The sequence below is a fragment of the Saccharothrix sp. ST-888 genome, assembly GCF_000955975.1.
GTDB lineage: Bacteria > Actinomycetota > Actinomycetes > Streptomycetales > Streptomycetaceae > Kitasatospora.
On record NZ_JYJF01000139.1, the window covers coordinates 1 to 15,585 of the forward strand.

Below are 15,585 nucleotides of genomic sequence, written 5' to 3' on the forward strand. Positions count from 1 at the left end.
TGGTCCTGGGCGGGGAACGCGGACTCTACGGCCGACTCACCGCCCTGGACAACCTGCACTTCTTCGCCATGCTCTCCGGCCTGACCCGGGCCGCGGTCACCCGACTGTCACAGGCCCTGCCGGGCGGCTTTTTGACGTTGGCCCGCTGGAGTGTCCGGGGCCCAGGAATGAGAGAAGCGAAAGTATGACGGATGCGCCGTTGCCACGTGGCGTTACGCTCATCGCTCCTAGTTCCGGTACCGGTAAGACGGCGGTGGCGGTCGGGATCGCCCGCGCCCTTCGCCGCCAGAACATCGCGGTCGACCCGTTCAAAGCCACGAGCGTCGTTGACCTAACGGATCGATCGAGCAGTCCGCTCAAGGTGTACGAGCGCGGGGTTTTCCACAACTGCGGTGCGGCCGGAGTCCCGGTGCGGTGGTGGAACAATCCCGTGGTAGCCGTGACGAGCGGAAATGGCCGCGGTCAACTGTACGTGTGCGGAGAGGCACTCGGCGAGGTGCCGATCTTCGGCCAGGACAGTCTGGACCTGCGCGCATTCCCCCCTGACCTGCGTACCAGGTGTCTGGACGCCGTCACGCAGGCCCTGGCCGTTCTGGCCGAGCGCGGTTCCTTCGTCGTCATCGAGGGATCCGGAGGTGCCGGGAACCTGCCGTCCCGGGCGGATCTGGCCAACGATGTCGTGCCGCTGCGGGCAGGACTGCCGGTGGTGCTCATCGGCAACGTCAACCAGGAGGGGCACCTGACGTCCCTGGCGGGCCTGCCGGGTGTGCTGGGCGAGCCCTACCGCCGACTGATGGTCGGGTACATCCTCAACGGCGTCCGGGACGGTGCCCGCCTCGCCGATGCACGAGAGCGGTTGGCGCAGGCCATGCCGGTACCGGAACTGGCGGCCGTGCCCAGCTACGCACCGCCCGACGGATATGAAGACTCGCCGCAGGCCTGTGAGGTCGTCTACGAGAGGCGCGCTGACCATGTCGCGTCCCCCGCCCTGCTGGCCGCCATCTCATCCCATGCCCTGACGCCACCGCTGGTGTCGGCCCTCAGGGAGTCCTGACACCGTTCTCCCTCTCGTACCTCGCGTCCCGCAGGGTTCCCTTGACACGGCATTCCTGTCGGGTTCCCGCAGATTCGCCCTTCAGCCTGTGCAGGTGACGTCATGGCCGACCAGATCCCAACAACACGCGTCGCGCAGCTCGACGGCGGTATGCCGCTGCTGCTGACCTCGACGGCCGACCAGCACACTGTCGGCGTCGCACTCTCGCTCGGCTTCGGAATTCGGGACGACCCACCGGGCCTGAGCGGCGCCGCACACCTGCTGGCGCGCCTCGTCATGTCGGTACCGCTGCAGGGCGGCCCCTCACTGAGCGAGCGCATCGAACAGCTCGGCGGGACGTCGAACGCCATGGCCGAACCCGAGTCGCTGACGATCCACGCCCGGGTACTGACCGATGACGCTCCCGTAGTCGCCGGCTGGATGCTCGACGCGCTGACTCAACCGGCGCTGTCGAACGAGGCGCTCGACCGGGAGCGGCAGATCGTCGCCCAGGAGCTGGCAGTGGCCGCAGCCGACCCCGCCGATGCCCTGCAGTCGGCGTTTCTCGACGCCGTCTTTCCCGGCCATCCGCTGGGTACGGCGGTGGGCGGCACACCGAGCAGTGTCGAGCGGATCACCCTCGGCCCGCTTCTGCAGGTGCATCAGCGGGCGCTGGCGACGGTTCCGCTGGCGCTGGCATACGTCGGGAACGTGCAGGAGACGGCACTGCGCAAACGAATGTCCCCCCTGGCGATGGCCAGGGCCGGCGGCGTCCGCCCGCGGCGATCCCCCCACGCCGCCGTCGGTCGTCCGAACCCGTCGGATCCCACCTGGCCGGACGGGTTCTGCTGGCTCCTCGCCGGTGCGCCGGCTCCGGCCGTCACGGACCCGCAGCGTGACGGGTTCGTCCTTCTCGGCCACCTGCTCGGCGCGAGCCCGGCGTCCCGGATGTACCAGTGCCTTCGTGATGAGCACGGCCTCGCGTACGCGTTTCGGGCATGGACCCGCGCGTACAGCGATGCGGGTTTCTGGTGCTTCCTGGCCGGTACCGACGGCGCCAACGGCCCCGCGGTGGTCCAGCTGCTCCACGCGGAACTCACCCGACTGGCACAGCAGGGTCCCGCACCGGCGGACCTCGAGGCCGCGGTCCGCCATGCGCGGACGGAGTTGCTTCAGAAGGCGGAGAACGGCGTCGACTCCGCGATCGTCATGGCGAGCCACTACTGCGTCAACGGTGCCGTCCGGTGCCCGGAGGCGGAGGCAGCGCGGCTAGCCCACGTCACAGCGGCGGACGTCGCCGGCGCCGCCGCTGTGGTGGCGGACGGCCTGCTTGTCGTCGTACGCCCGGACGGGCGGGCCCGCGATGAGCGTTGATTCCCCTCTGTCGTGATGCCAACGGACGTTCTACCAACGCTGGAGTACCTTTGCTGATCACGCCGGACACCCACCGTCGCGACAGCGCCGGCCCAACGGAACGCGGTTTCCTGCTGTTCAAGCCGGATGCCCTCGAGCGGCGCCTCCTGAAGGACTGCGTGACGGATATCGCCCAGGCGGGTCTGCGGGTGCTGGAGCAGCACACCCTGCGCCTGACGGAGGCCCAGATCGCGGCCGTGTGGTCCGGCATCGACCCCGACCGCAGACCACTGACCGCAGGCCTGATGCGACGCTACCTGTCCGCGGGGCCGAGCCGGTTGGTACTGGTCGAGGGGCCCGAGGCCACCACCCGGCTGCTGGCCCTCAAGTCGACGATCCGCCGTCGGCACGGCGCCGTCTACTACGCCAACCTCGTCCACAGTCCGGACTCGGCCGACGAGGCCCGTCGGGAGCTCGCGGCCCTTCTCGACGGTCGGTGCGACCCGCACGCGCTGTTCCGTCCCGCCACCGCAACCTGGCGCGACTGGGACATGGCAACGATCGAGGCGGGGCTCGACAGCTGGTGGGCATCCGTTCCCGAACAGCGCGGCCAGCAGCAGACCCACTGGAATCCGCCACTGCCGGCCGCGGGCCATCCCGTCCACATCTATGCCAAGCGCCATTGGGCGGTGGCGTTCGACGACATGGCAGGCTTCCTGGCCGAGACGGCGGGCGTCGACGACCTGGAATTCGCCGTGCGAGCCGGATTCGCGGTGCTGTACGACCGCGATGGATTCGTTCTTCCGACGACGTCGGCGAAGGCTGCCCACGACACCTGCCAGGCGGTTCGCGCATTCGGCCTGATCGCCTACGGGCCCGGCGATATCGGGCAGTCCGACCCTGGCGCCGAAACCGCCCCTCGGTCGGACCCACGAGAGTAGGGGCGGATGCGCGATGCGTTCACCGCCCCCGTACCGGGCTGACCGTCCGGGGTTTATCTGATGTACGACACAACTTCTCTGAGGTGGCTCCATGCAATTGCTCATCTGCGGTATGCACCGTTCCGGCACGAGCGCTGTGGCTCATATGCTCTCCGAGTCGTGCCGACGAACCTTGCTGGAGGATCCCGACTGGGCTATGACCGGCCGCCTGATCGACGTGTCGGCTCCCGCGGAGGAGATCGCCCGGTTCGACATCGTGAAATGCCCGCGGATGACCGAAGTGCTCCCCGACGCCTTGGACGCCTATCCGCAGGCCCGCGCCGCGGTGATGGTCCGTGACCCCCGTGACGTGCTGTGTTCCATCCTTGAGAAGGTGAACGCAGGGATGCCCACCCGCATGCTCGAATTCACCCGCCTGGGCGTTGCGGAGACCGGCGCGGCCGGCTTCGCAACGGCGTACGCCACCTACGCCCGCACCATCCTCACCGCATCTGCCACCGCAGGTGCTGGGCGCGTGCACCTTGTCCCCTACGAAGAGTTCTGCGCTGATCGGCCGGCCAGGATCGCCGCCCTGGCCGACTGGCTCGGTTGGACGTCCGACCGCCGGGTCTCCGAATCGATCCAATCCCGTCAGCTGGGCCCCTACCACACCAAGCACCCCAGCGATCAGTCGATCAAGGGGGCGGGCCGGTGGCGCACTGAGCTGAGCGAGTCCGACCAGGCCGCCCTCGAGCCCGCCCTGGAGGCCTACGCGAGCCTGCGCGAAGCGGCTCGATAAAACGGCGCGAGGGCGGGCTGGAGGGCGGTGGACGTCGGTCGCTACCGGCGGATGTCCACCACGTGCTTTCCGATCGGATCCACGCCCGTCCTGACCGCATCGTTGAGCAGCGCGGCCAGGACGGGCAGGGTCACCCGGTCCACGATGAGCTCCTCGACGTGGCTGGTCGTCCAGGGAAGCGGCGCCGCCAGCACCGCGCCGGCCGCGGCGAAGTCGGCGCCGGTGGCGCCGTGCGTACCCACCACCAGCGCGCGGCGCCCGCCCCGCTCCAGCTCGCGCATCTGTTCGCCGCGACGGATGCCGTCCAACAGCACCTGCGTGCCCGGTACCCGCCAGTCCGGCCTGATGCCGCCGAACAGGACGAGACGTCCACCGTCCTGCGGCAACAGGTCCCAGGCGCCGTCGAAGGTGGCGCCGTCGAGCGACGCCGTGGTCACGACCACGGTGCTGAACGTGCGCGTTCCCACCTCGCGGCTGAGGACCTTCGGCACCTCCCGCAGCAACGCCGTCCGGGAGAGGGCGGTCAGCCGTTCGGGGCTCCTGTTGACCAGCGTGACCTGGCACCCCTTCAACTTCAGCAGCACCGCCAGCAGTACCCCCGCGGTTCCCGCACCGATGATCGCAACGTCGGAACCGGCCAGGACGTTGCCGGCGCAGTGGACGGCGCACGCGAGAGGCTCGGTGAAGACCGCCCGGTCGTCCGGCGTGCCGTCGGGCACGGTCGGTAGGGCGGCGCGCAGCTGGTCGGGCGGTCCGGTCAGCAGCGCCGTCTCACCGAACGCGGTTGTCCGTGTCACCGGGACATGGGGGTCCAGGCACACCCTCAGGCCGGGCGGAAAGTCGTCCGTACTGCTGCTGTGAACCAGACCGACCATTTCGTGACCGAAGTCGGACCGGACGTCGCGGCTCCGGCGGACCTCCTTGAGGTCCGAGCTGCACAGGCCCACGGTCTGTGGAGAGACCAGCACCCATGACGGGGACGTCGAGCGCGGCCACGGATAGGTGGTGAGCTGAACCCCGCCGGGCACCAGCTCCAAGCGCCTGTTCCAGGGTTCATCCATGGCGGCCGCCGTCAGGGAAGCGGACGACGACCTTGACGATTTCAGAGCCGTCGGCGGTCTGAAACTGTCCGTCGAGCCGACGATTGATCACATCCACCGCATCCCCGGGACTCAACTCATGGGTGATGAGGGCGCCGTACCCACCGGGATCTGCGCGGAGTACCGATTCTGCCGCGTGCAGCTGAGCCAAGGAGGTACCCCGATGGCCGGTGAGCACCAGCGGTTTACCCTCGTGCGAGACCGCCGTGACCATGCCCAGCTCAGGATCGACGTTGCCGCAGACGTTGTGCCGACGCACCCGGCCGACCGTGGCGTCGACGAAGGTGGGAGCCGCTGCCGCCGCATCGAGCGCGGTGACGAGCACCACCGTCCCGCCGGGCCGCAGTGCGTCCGCCGCCTGCCGGACGGCGCTCGCCATCGCCGGCCGCGGGGCACAGACGATCGCTACGTCGAGTGGCCGCGGCGCGCGGTGCCCGGTCACGGAGAGGTGGACGGGCGCGAGGCGAGAATGGTTCTCCACCCAGGCCAGACGTTCCGGCCGCGCCTCGACCAGCTCGACATCGTGTCCCTGATCGATCGCTCTGCGCACGTGGAGCAACCCGATCGGGCCCGCACCCCAGATGCCGACCGACAAGGGGCCGGCCGGGGCCGAGCGCTCGATCAGCTCCCACGAGTAGAGGACGGTGCCGAGCGGCTCGCACAGCGTGAGCAGCGCCACCGGGTCCAACGGTTGGACCTCCTGCAACGCGCTGAGCGGCAGCTCCGGCCCCAGGGGGACCCAGCTGCGGAACAGGCCGTCGAAGCTGTGGCCGAGTATCGAATCCTGGTCTCGCACATCCACGGGGTTGAACGCGACCAGCCGATCGCCCCCGGGGACGCCGTGCAGGATCCCGATGCCTTCGTGACCGAGCACCCCGGCCACGTCCCCCCGGTGGCCGGCGCCGATCTGAACGTCGGTGCCACACAGTCCCACGGCGAGCATCGACACGTACGGCTGGTCACCCCGTGGCCTCTCCATCGGCACGATCCGGACCCGACGGCCAGAACGGACCAGCTGCCACCCGGTCACGACGCCACCTGCAACTGTCGGGCCTGAAGCGCCGTCAGCGCCTCGCCCAGTTCCGCCTCGGTCACGTCGTTGACGAACACGGCGCGGCCGACGTCCTCCAGCAGGGGCAGGCGTTGCAGGCCGTCACGGTGCAGGCTGGTATGGGCCAATGCCTCGACCAGCAGGTCGAGGGTCATCTCCCGATGAATCGTCGGCAGGCCCAGGTCGGTCAGGACGCGAATGATGCGGTCGGCGACGGCCGACGGCAGAAGACCGCGGTTCCGCGAGAGCATGACGGTCACAGCAAGGTCGATGGCGACGGCCTCACCGTGCAGAAGCGTGGGCTCGAGGGACATCTCCAGAGCACCGGAGAACGCGTGCCCGATGTCTGCGAGCCGGTCCAGCCGGTCCTCGCTGAGATTTCCGACCAGTTCGCCGAGCATGGCCGCGATGCTGCGCTCGACGACCTCGGACTCCACCCGCGGGTCCGGCGTGCCCGCAGCCAGAGCACGGCTGTGCGTGTCGAGGAGGTCGAACAGCGCCGCATCGGCCACGACCGCTATCTTGATCGATTCGCCGAGGCCGCAGCGGTACTCGCGGGGGTCCAGCGTGCGCAGGAACCCCGGGTCGATGACGACTCGGCTCGGACGGCTGTAGGTGCCCAGTCGGCTCTTGTGCCCGCCGTAGTTGATCGCCGTCTTGACACCGATGCCCGCATCGATCATCCCCAGCAGGGTGGTGGGCACCTTGATAAGCGGAACACCCCGCCGGTAGATGCCGGCGGTGAAGCTCGCGAGGTCGAGCAGCACGCCGCCACCCACCGCGATGACCGGTTCCGATCGACGCAGCAGACCGAACCGGTCGAAGGCGTCCACCAGATCGGACACCGCCGCCAGGCTCTTGCACGACTCGTCCAGCTCGAGCAGCAACGTGTCGAGGGCGACGTTCTCCGATCCACCCGTCAGCGCGTCCGTCAGCGCGTCCCCGTAGAGCTCCCACACACGCTTGTCGGCCACAACGAGCTGCCGTGCGGCACCGTGCGTGCCCAGCCCTGCCGCTGCCCGCAGCGTGGTTCGGCCGGAAGCGAGCATGTCCGGAGCCATGACCACGCTGTACGACTTCGGATTGTCACCTGGCACGATCCAGCTTCGCGCCCCGGCGGCGCCGGAGCGGGCCAGCATCCCGGCCCCCTGCAGCGCAGGCTCGGCATCGGGTGCGACCACCTGAATCCTGTCGGCCAGTGAGCCCGACCGTCCGTAGAGCCCCACCGCATCCATCTGGGCCGTCAGACACTCCAGATATTCACTACCGAGCCCCGCGGGCACGCCACCGGTGAGAACCACACGGTCGATCTCGGCATCGGTGCTGAGAACCGACAGCAACGCATGTGCGAGCGGCCGCGTCACGGCTTCGAGCACGGTGAGCGCCTCTCGCTCACCACCGGCCACAGCCTGTGCGAACTGGCTGTTCAGAGGAGCGTCAGCGGCCAGCCAGGACGTGCCCTCGGCGGCGAGCAGCCTGAGAATCCGGTCGATGCCACGACCCGATGCGTACGCGCTGAGATGTCCGGTCGCACCGCAGTCACAGGGCAACACGATCTCCCGTGCGCCGATACGGAACTCGGTCGGCAGATGCCCGATCTCACCCTGCAGTCCGGTGTCCGCGGATACGGGGACCCTGCCGGTGCCGACCTCGATGGTCCGCAGCCCGATGCCGCTGCCGACGACGACAGCAGCCAGTCGGCGCAGGCGCTGGACGTCCGGCTGTGCCGCCAACGCCACCGCGGTCGCGGTGACGTCGTTGACGACCGTCCACCGGAACTCGGGCGCTGCATCCCGTAGCGCCCCGGCGGTGTCGAACCGGTGCCCGACCCCGTCGCCCCACAGTGGACCGGATCCCACCGTCATGCCGGTGCGTGCATCGATCGCCACGCCCAGCGACACTCCGACCGCGGTCACCGTATGGCGGCGGGCCAGCCTACGCGCATCGGCGACGATCAGATCCACGAGACGCTGATGCAGCGAGGCCGGCCCCTCACCCGGGCAGCTGGTCCAGGACGGCGCCGCCTGCACGGCGAGGTCGTGCAGGCGGTCCTCGCCGTCCAGCACCGCCGAGCGCGCGTGGGTACCGCCGACGTCGAAGACCGCCACGGTGTCGTTGGTCATCATGAGCGCACCCGCATTATTTCCAGTGCCTCCCCGAAGCGTTCGACCACGAGCTGGGCGTCCTCGTGGGTGAGAATCAGCGGGGGTCGCAGTTCGATGGTGTTTCCCTCGCTGTGCTCGGACACCCGGGTGATGACCCCGCGGTCCATCAGCGCCGCATGCAGCGCATTGGCCAGGCGCGGCGATTTCGACCCGTCCGGCTCCGACAGCTCGATGCCGAGCATCAGCCCCAGACCACGGACGTCACAGATCTCCGGGTACGTGCGACCGAGGTCGAGCAAGGCGGCCTTGAGCGCGGCTCCGACCGAACGGACGTTCTCGAGGAACTCCGGCTGGCGGACCAACGTCAGCGTGGCGATGGCAGCCGCAGCGGCGACCGGGTGTCCGCCCGAGGTGAAGCCGTGCTGCGACCGGTCCATGCCTACCAGCCGCTCCTCGGTGATGATCGCCGCCAACGGCAGACCAGAACCGCTCAGCCCCTTCGACACGGTCATCATGTGCGGCTCGACACCGAACGCCTCGGCCGCTGTCAGGAAGCCGGTACGTCCGAACGACGTCTGGGTCTCGTCGAAGATGAGGACGATGTCCCGCTCGTCACAGAACTCCCGCAGACGCTTCAGGTATCCCGGCGGGGGGACGATGTTGCCGCCGGCGCCACTGATCGGCTCGATCAGGACGGTCGCGACGCTGCCCGAACTGGCGTACCTGATGAAGTCGTCCATGCGATCGATGCAGAGGAAATCGCAACTGCTGGGCTTCTGCCGGTAGAAACACCGGTGACAGTAAGGGTCTGGGACGTTGACCGCGCCGGGGTAGACCGTCGGAAACGGCGCTCGCAGTCGAGACATGCCGTTCCAGCCACTGGCTGCGAGCGTCTGCCCGACGTGTCCACGGAACGGCACGATCACATCGCGGCGCCCCGTGTGCAGCTGCGCGATCTTCACCGCCCCTTCCGTAGCCGTCGAGCCACCGCTGCTGCGGAGGTTGACCCGGGTGAGGTTCGCAGGGCTCAGCTCGACGAGCATCTCCATCACCCGATTGGAAACGTCGGTCTGGAACATGGAGCTCGCGAACAGCAGGTCGTCGGTCTGCGCCTTGATGGCGTCCACCACCGCCGGGTGGTTGTGCCCGAGGGAGAGGTTGAAAGTGCCTGCCGCACAGTCCAGATACTCACGCCCGTCGGCATCCCAGACCCGCAGGCCGCTCCCGCCGACCAGTCGGGCAGGGCCTAGCTGGTAATAGGCAGGCGGAGGCTGGGTTGCTTGGTCAAACGTATCGCTCATCGGGAATCGTTCTTTCTTGGGTGGACAGGCAGGTACCAGGGCTGGACGCAGTCGGCCGGTTGTCTCAGCCGGCCGACCGGTCCGCGGCCGGCTCCTCGACCGCGCCCAGCTCGACGAGTCGGGCAATCGCCGCGTCGAACTCGTCGCGCGCCGAACTGTCCTCGCCCAGCACCTCGGCCCGGACCTGCTCGACGCTGCGGCCGTCGAGGGCCAGCCAGAGCCGCGCGAGCGCAGGAGCCACCTTGTAGCCCTTGTCCGCCCCGGCGAGGGAGATCCCGTCAAGGTACTGGACCAGCCCGAAGTAGGGGCTGCGCAGCGGGCCTTCGGCGTCGTTGCGGTACTCGGGGAGTTCGGTCAGCGGAACGGTCCAGCCCGTCGTCACCGCGTGGCCGACGAGGAAGGACGCCAGCCGGCAGCGGCGGCGCGCCACGTCGAAGACCTGCTCCTTGGATCCGCCGTGCTCGAAAGGCGTGTGGAAGAGCTCCCAGACGACGTCCATCAGCGGCTGGAAGACCGCCGACCGGGCGAGCCTGCGGTAGAGGAACTTCTGGCCGTCGTAGATGTCCCCGCTGGCCACCAGCGCTATGTCGCAGGCCTCCTGAAGGGCGAGGTAGGACGCCTGGGCGGCGGTGTAGGGGTCCTCGCTCAGGATCGCGCCGGCGACGTCCTCCTGCCAGCTCGCCGTGGCGAGCGCCCGCGGGAGGTTCAGGGACTGCTGGATGGCGATGCGGTCCATCCCGGCCAGGGTGCGACCGAAATCCGCGTCGGCGTGCAGGAGTTCACCGATGGACAGCCGGATGAGCAGGCGCCGCTCGACCAGCGAGAGGCGCAGCGCGTCCCGGTTGGTCGCGGTCATCGCGAAGCTGCTCACCCGAGCGGCGAGCTGCTCGGCCGTCGCCCGATCCACCTCGGTGACCTGCACCATGAAGCCGCGGCGCGGGTACGCGACGCTCTCGACCGGGGCGTTGTCGACGCGCGTGACGTACAGGTCCACATCGGAGGCACTGTGGCCGAGCCCGGCTGCGAAGCTGCCGGACAGCATCAGGAGCGAGAACTGCTCGACGCCTCCGAGCTCCTCGATCACCTCCTGTGCGGCAGCGCGGTGTTCGTCCGTGAGGGAGACGTCGTGGGTGGTCCACAGCATGGGTGTGGCTCCTGATTCGTGAGTAGGCGGTTCCGGGCTGACTCCGTCAGGAGCCGCCGGACTGAATGATGTAGACGGGTTTCGCGGTGGCCGCGTGGGCGCCGGACGGACTCCTGTGGACGCTGAGATCCTGCTCAGCTTCCCCGGCCTCGGTGTCCAGCTCGGTGCCTGGGTGCTCGCCGAGATCGGAGACGACCGCGACCGCTTCGCCGACGCCCGCGCCCTGAAGGCCTACGCTGGCTCGGCCCCCATCACCCGCGCCTCGGGCAAGAAGAAGTTCGTCGGACGGCGCTTCATCAAGAACGACCGGCTTATCACGGCCGGGTTCCTGTGGGCTTTCGCCGCACTGGCCTCCTCGCCCGGAGCCGACGCCCGCCACCGCCGCCGGCGCGACGCCGGAGACTGGCACGCCCAAGCCCAGCGGCACCTGTTCAACCGGTTCCTCGGCCAGCTCTACCACTGCCTGCAGCACCAGCAGCTCTTCGACGAACAACGCGCGTTCACCTCCTTCTCGCCAGATCTGGCCGTCGCGGCCTGACTTCTTAGGCACGTGAGATGTCTCTCGGCTTCTGCCCGGCAGGGCTGCCGAGCACGGTTGGCGTGATGCGGATGCGGTACGGGATCGAGACGTGGAGTATCGGAGTAACTGCCGCCCTGGGTAAGGGTGCTGCTGTCGCCGCACTGCTGCGGGCGACGTCCCGGCTCGGCCCACCGCTTCGCCCTCGACCCGGCCGATCGTCAGCCGCGTGTCGAGCGACGCCCGCAGGTCCTGCGGCGAGGGGTCGAACCCGTCCGGCCCCTCGCCGGCGGCCTGCGGCTCCTGTCCGAAGAGGATGTCGAGCGGGTGGGAGTCCTCGTACGGGGTCGGGCAGCCGGTCCAGTGACAGGAACCAGCCGGCCTGCAGCGACGTCGGAGCAGGTGCTCGACGGTGACGGACTCGTCCGCGCGCGTACCGACAAGGGTCGGGGAGCGCGAATTCGTCCTCGCCCGGAAATTCGACCACCAGCAGGTGGTGCGGCATGTGCACGGCATCGAAGAGCTACGATTTCTCGCACTCCCAGCGGTCCGCTGTGATCGCCACCGGACCGCAGGTGGAAAGCCGCTCTCGAACCCAGGGCAGGTACGCGCCCGGCGTTTCGTGGAAAACCCCTTCCAGGTCGACATCGAAGGCCGGTCCGACAAGATCGGAGGAATTTATCAGACGAGTCGGGATTTCGATGTCCCGGAATCCCCCGGGAACCTGTCGAACGACGAGATCGAGCTCACCGAAGATCCGGTCCTCGGAGTGCTCGGCGCGGCGTCGAGGAGGACGGTGCCCGGCGCCGAGTCCCGGCGGCCACCGCAGGAGAAGGCATTCCGGGCGGTTTTTGACGGAGCGATGTTATCGGGACGACCGAAAAGGCGTCCGGCAAATCGCGAGGCAGCAGTGTCATCACCTCGCCCAGCTGTACTGCACTGCCCGAGGCGGCGCCATCCGAGTTCTCCACGCCCTCCGCGCCCCTTTGCTTCGAAGTCCTGCACCGGTCACGGGAATGCTGACCACAACAAACCGGGGAGATTTCCCCGACATCACGCAAGCTACCCCAGGGGAACATCCGGTCGCAACAGTCGGCTGCAACCGGACTGTAACGGACGCCATTCTCCCCCGAAATAACCCGTGCGCGACGGGCCCGAAGTACCGTGCGGACAACGCGGCTGCCCGAAAGGGCAATCCTTCGGACCAAAAGGGCAATCTCACGGACCGAAAGGGCAATGCGGCACAGGCTCCGAAACGAGGCTTGACAACGCTTCGATCCGGCGGCTAGAAATGCCTCGAACGACATTCCGCCGCATCCCATCCGATGCGGGCCGCGGAATCCAATTCATCAGGAAAAGCAGCGGCAACGAGTCGCGTAGAACCGGAACCGGAAGGAGAGAACGAAATGATCGACCCTTCCGACACCGCGTTGCGGCAGATGTTCTCCGCCGCCCTTTCGAGTGGCGGGGCGTGGGCTGAACTGTTCACGGAGCGCACCACGGTCACCGAGCTCACCGGCACGACCAAGAACGGGCTGACTGCTGCTCGCAGTCGTGTCCAGGGGGTCGGCCTGCGGGTGGGACTGGGGCGCGACACCGCCCTCGTCTACTCCACGGACTACGACCGCGCCTCACTCGTCGAGCTGGGATCGACCGCCGCCGCCGTCTTCCGGGCCATTCACGGCCGCGGGCCGGCCGAGCGGACACCCGCCGTGCGGATCGGACGGACGGGCCGAGTCGGGATACCGGCGACCGGGCAGCTCCTGGATCTCGCGGACAAGCGCCGTCTGGTCGAGACCGCCCTCGGTACCGCCCAACGGCCGGGGGGCCGGGTCCGTGCGGCCTACGCCGACCGGGAGCGTGAGATCGGTGTCTGGGACAGCCTTGGCGGACATGCCGCGAAGACCGACTGGCAGACCCGGCTGCAGGTGGACGTCGCACTCGCCGGCCCCTCCGCGACCGGGACGGGAACCTGGTGCGCGGCGCTCCCCTCGTCGGCCCTGACCCCGGACGAGGCGGCCGCCGTCGGCGTCAGCGCGGCCGACCAGGCGCTGCGACTCGAATCGGCGGTGTCGGCACGCTCCGGCACCCGGGCCCTGGTCTGCGGGCCCGACGCGGCCGGGCTGCTCATCCACGAGCTGTGCGGGCACGCACTGGAGGCCGACGCACTGGCCCTCGGCTCCTCGATCTTCGCCGACTCGCTCGGCAAGGCGGTCGCGGACGGCGCGGTCACGGTCGTCGACGGTGGGGCTCCGGCCGGCGTCTGGGGAGTGTCCGCCGTCGACGACGAGGGGACCGCCCCCGAACGCACCGAACTCATCCGCGCCGGGGTCATGGTGGGCAGCATGACCGACCGGCTGCACGCCGGTGCGTCAGAGGACCCGCGTTCCTCCGGCAACGCCCGCAGGCGCAGCTTCGAACATCCGCCGCTGCCCCGGATGACCCAGACCACCCTGGAGAGCGGTACGACCAGTCGGCAGGACATCATCGCCGGCGTCGGCACCGGACTGCTCGTCCTGGAAGCCACCGGCGGAACGGTGGATCCGGTCACCGGGCGCTTCAGCCTGGTGGTGAAGGAGGGCTGGGAGATCGAGTCCGGCGAGCTGACCCGGATCGTCTCCGGCTCGGTGCTCACCGGAGACGCACTCTCCAGTCTGCGTGACATCTGCGCGATCGGCGACGATCCGCAGACGTTCGGGGCGTTCTGCGGAAAGAGCGGGCAGTGGCTGCCGATCTCCTACCGTTCGCCCTCGCTGGCTCTGGCCCGCATCACGGTGGGAGGGGTCTAGACCGATGAGCCGATCCGAACAGCTTGCCGCAGAGCTCGAACCGCTCCTGGCCGAGGCCCAACCGGGCGAGGACATCGAGGTGTTCGCCCGGTACGAGCGCCACACCCAGGTGGTGGTGCGACAGAGCACGCCGAGCCGGGTGGGCGTCGCAGGCCTACTGCGCGTCCACGTCCGCAGCGTGGGGGGTTCCTCCTCCGGCGCTGCCGTGATCAGCAGCACCGATCCCGAATCCCTGCGCTGGGCGCTGGCCGAGGCCCGGCAGCTGCGCCGACTGTCGCTCGGCGAGGGGCCCGTCAGCGCCGCGCCCGCCTTCGCCCCCGGGTTCGAGGCGGAAGCGCAGGGCACGGCGGCCCGCGACAGCGTGACCGAGTGCATCGAGCACGCGCGGGAGTTGGACCGTGCGGCACTGGCCGCCCACTCGTCGGCGCGCGACGTGCCGGAGGCCTCGGTCCGCCGGTTCGAGCTCTCGGCGGCTGCGGTGAACAGCCGCGGACTGCGCGTCCACTACGCACACCAGGAGGCGGTGGCAGCCGTCCGCGTGGTGGCCGAGGAGCGGGACAGCCGAGTCACCGCACGGGCCGACTGCGCCGCCCGGACGCCTGCCGAACTGCCGCTGCTGGAAACGGCGCAGGCCGCGACCGAGTCGGCGGTGCGACTGCTGCACCCGACCGCACTGGACGCGGCCGAGCTGCCGCTGATCCTGTCACCGAAGGCGACGGCCAGCCTGCTCGCCATGCTGGCCCCGCGCTTCCACGGGGACCGGACCGCTCCCAGCGACGCCGACCGGGCCACCCGGCTGTTCGCCGCCGGATTCGACCTGGTCGACCAGGGCCGCTCACCGGGCGGCCTGATCCGGGTGCCCTGCGACGACGAGGGAACCCCGGCCCAGGACACCGTCCTGGTCCGTGACGGGTTCCCCACCGGCCTGCTGCAGAACCGGAGTTCGGCCGAACGCGGAGCCACCGCGCCGACCGGAAACGGCTGGGTGAGCAGCACCCAGCCCACTGCGATCATCTCGGCGACGAACCTGGTCCTGCGGGGCCCGGAACTGTCGGCGCAGGAGTTGCTGACGCGTCCGGCCGAGGCGATCTACGTGGTGGACATCGGCCGCGCCCGCGGAGGCGTCGACCCGCACGCGGACAACCTGAGCCTGGCCCTCGTCGGCTACCGGCTCCGGCACGGCGAGCCGGGGCCCGCCGTGGACGGCGCGGTGATCCACCTGCCGCTGGGCGCGTTCCTGCGCAGCGTGGTCGCCCTCAGCCCCACCGGTGGCTTCCACCGCCCGGGGCCCGCCGTGGCCGGCGCGCTACTGCTGCTCGACCCGGTCCGGGTCGAGGGCCGCGGTCGGACACCGCACTAGAGACTTCCGGCGTTCTGCTCGCCCGGTTCATCCCGGAGCAGGCAGCGACGCCGGGGCACAGCGAACCGCTCGACCGGAGCGGTTCCACGAGACCGTGGAAGGGAGGTACCACC

Annotated in this window: 11 protein-coding genes and 3 pseudogenes; 8 read left to right on the forward strand and 6 right to left on the reverse strand. The window is 69.5% G+C overall.

Annotated elements, in window-relative coordinates:
• The 5 genes and pseudogenes from UK12_RS43695 to UK12_RS29505 all read left to right on the forward strand — a co-directional run.
• Positions 1-188, forward strand: a pseudogene (locus UK12_RS43695) (hypothetical protein); the annotation flags it as partial.
• Positions 185-1,054 carry a nucleotide-binding protein gene (locus UK12_RS40150; protein ID WP_156179003.1) on the forward strand — a complete coding sequence of 290 codons (870 nt, stop codon included), beginning with the start codon at positions 185-187 and terminating at the stop codon, positions 1,052-1,054. The pseudogene UK12_RS43695 and the gene UK12_RS40150, both read left to right, overlap by 4 nt.
• 102 nt (positions 1,055-1,156) lie before the next feature.
• Positions 1,157-2,407 carry a M16 family metallopeptidase gene (locus tag UK12_RS29495; RefSeq protein ID WP_045306254.1) on the forward strand — a complete coding sequence of 417 codons (1,251 nt, stop codon included), beginning with the start codon at positions 1,157-1,159 and terminating at the stop codon, positions 2,405-2,407.
• Between the two features lie 50 nt (positions 2,408-2,457).
• Positions 2,458-3,327, forward strand: coding sequence for a nucleoside-diphosphate kinase (locus UK12_RS29500; protein ID WP_045306255.1), 870 nt, complete (start codon positions 2,458-2,460; stop codon positions 3,325-3,327).
• A gap of 91 nt (positions 3,328-3,418) precedes the next feature.
• Positions 3,419-4,105 carry a sulfotransferase family protein gene (locus UK12_RS29505; RefSeq protein ID WP_045306256.1) on the forward strand — a complete coding sequence of 229 codons (687 nt, stop codon included), beginning with the start codon at positions 3,419-3,421 and terminating at the stop codon, positions 4,103-4,105.
• 41 nt (positions 4,106-4,146) lie between these two features.
• Here the strand turns inward: UK12_RS29505 and UK12_RS29510 are convergent, their stop codons facing one another.
• The 6 genes and pseudogenes from UK12_RS29510 to UK12_RS29530 all read right to left on the reverse strand — a co-directional run bounded on the left by UK12_RS29510 (position 4,147) and on the right by UK12_RS29530 (position 10,806).
• The gene (locus tag UK12_RS29510; RefSeq protein ID WP_231591437.1) at positions 4,147-4,902 is read right to left on the reverse strand and encodes a 2-dehydropantoate 2-reductase N-terminal domain-containing protein; all 756 of its coding nucleotides are present in this window, start codon (positions 4,900-4,902) and stop codon (positions 4,147-4,149) included.
• 18 nt (positions 4,903-4,920) lie between these two features.
• Positions 4,921-5,166, reverse strand: a pseudogene (locus UK12_RS45195) (alcohol dehydrogenase catalytic domain-containing protein); the annotation flags it as partial.
• On the reverse strand, positions 5,159-6,154 hold the full coding sequence (locus tag UK12_RS29515; protein ID WP_156179004.1) for a hypothetical protein: 996 nt from the start codon (positions 6,152-6,154) through the stop codon (positions 5,159-5,161). The pseudogene UK12_RS45195 and the gene UK12_RS29515, both read right to left, overlap by 8 nt.
• A 77-nt stretch (positions 6,155-6,231) precedes the next feature.
• Positions 6,232-8,379: an ROK family protein gene (locus UK12_RS38560; protein ID WP_052682267.1), complete on the reverse strand. Its 2,148-nt coding sequence runs from the start codon at positions 8,377-8,379 to the stop codon at positions 6,232-6,234.
• Positions 8,379-9,662, reverse strand: a complete 1,284-nt coding sequence (locus UK12_RS29525; RefSeq protein ID WP_045306258.1) for an aspartate aminotransferase family protein — start codon at positions 9,660-9,662, stop codon at positions 8,379-8,381. The genes UK12_RS38560 and UK12_RS29525 overlap by 1 nt, the downstream gene beginning before the upstream one ends.
• Before the next feature lie 64 nt (positions 9,663-9,726).
• Positions 9,727-10,806: a hypothetical protein gene (locus UK12_RS29530; protein ID WP_045306259.1), complete on the reverse strand. Its 1,080-nt coding sequence runs from the start codon at positions 10,804-10,806 to the stop codon at positions 9,727-9,729.
• Between the two features lie 115 nt (positions 10,807-10,921).
• Between UK12_RS29530 and UK12_RS29535 the strand changes: the two are divergent.
• From UK12_RS29535 to UK12_RS29545, 3 genes and pseudogenes are all read left to right on the forward strand, one after another.
• A pseudogene (locus UK12_RS29535) lies at positions 10,922-11,344 on the forward strand (IS110 family transposase); the annotation flags it as partial.
• 1,385 nt (positions 11,345-12,729) lie between these two features.
• Entirely contained in the window at positions 12,730-14,112 is a 1,383-nt protein-coding gene (locus UK12_RS29540) for a TldD/PmbA family protein (protein WP_045306260.1), read from the forward strand.
• Between the two features lie 4 nt (positions 14,113-14,116).
• Positions 14,117-15,472, forward strand: a complete 1,356-nt coding sequence (locus tag UK12_RS29545) for a metallopeptidase TldD-related protein (protein ID WP_045306261.1) — start codon at positions 14,117-14,119, stop codon at positions 15,470-15,472.
• Positions 15,473-15,585 lie beyond the last annotated feature (113 nt).

Excerpts from the sequence above, each read along its gene's own strand:
- UK12_RS38560 (WP_052682267.1), bottom strand. The coding sequence starts at position 8,379 with ATGACCAACGACACCGTGGCGGTCTTCGACGTCGGCGGTACCCACGCG.
- UK12_RS40150 (WP_156179003.1), top strand. The coding sequence starts at position 185 with ATGACGGATGCGCCGTTGCCACGTGGCGTTACGCTCATCGCTCCTAGT.
- UK12_RS29545 (WP_045306261.1), top strand. The coding sequence starts at position 14,117 with ATGAGCCGATCCGAACAGCTTGCCGCAGAGCTCGAACCGCTCCTGGCC.
- UK12_RS29505 (WP_045306256.1), top strand. The coding sequence starts at position 3,419 with ATGCAATTGCTCATCTGCGGTATGCACCGTTCCGGCACGAGCGCTGTG.
- UK12_RS29540 (WP_045306260.1), top strand. The coding sequence starts at position 12,730 with ATGATCGACCCTTCCGACACCGCGTTGCGGCAGATGTTCTCCGCCGCC.
- UK12_RS29525 (WP_045306258.1), bottom strand. The coding sequence starts at position 9,662 with ATGAGCGATACGTTTGACCAAGCAACCCAGCCTCCGCCTGCCTATTAC.
- UK12_RS29495 (WP_045306254.1), top strand. The coding sequence starts at position 1,157 with ATGGCCGACCAGATCCCAACAACACGCGTCGCGCAGCTCGACGGCGGT.
- UK12_RS29530 (WP_045306259.1), bottom strand. The coding sequence starts at position 10,806 with ATGCTGTGGACCACCCACGACGTCTCCCTCACGGACGAACACCGCGCT.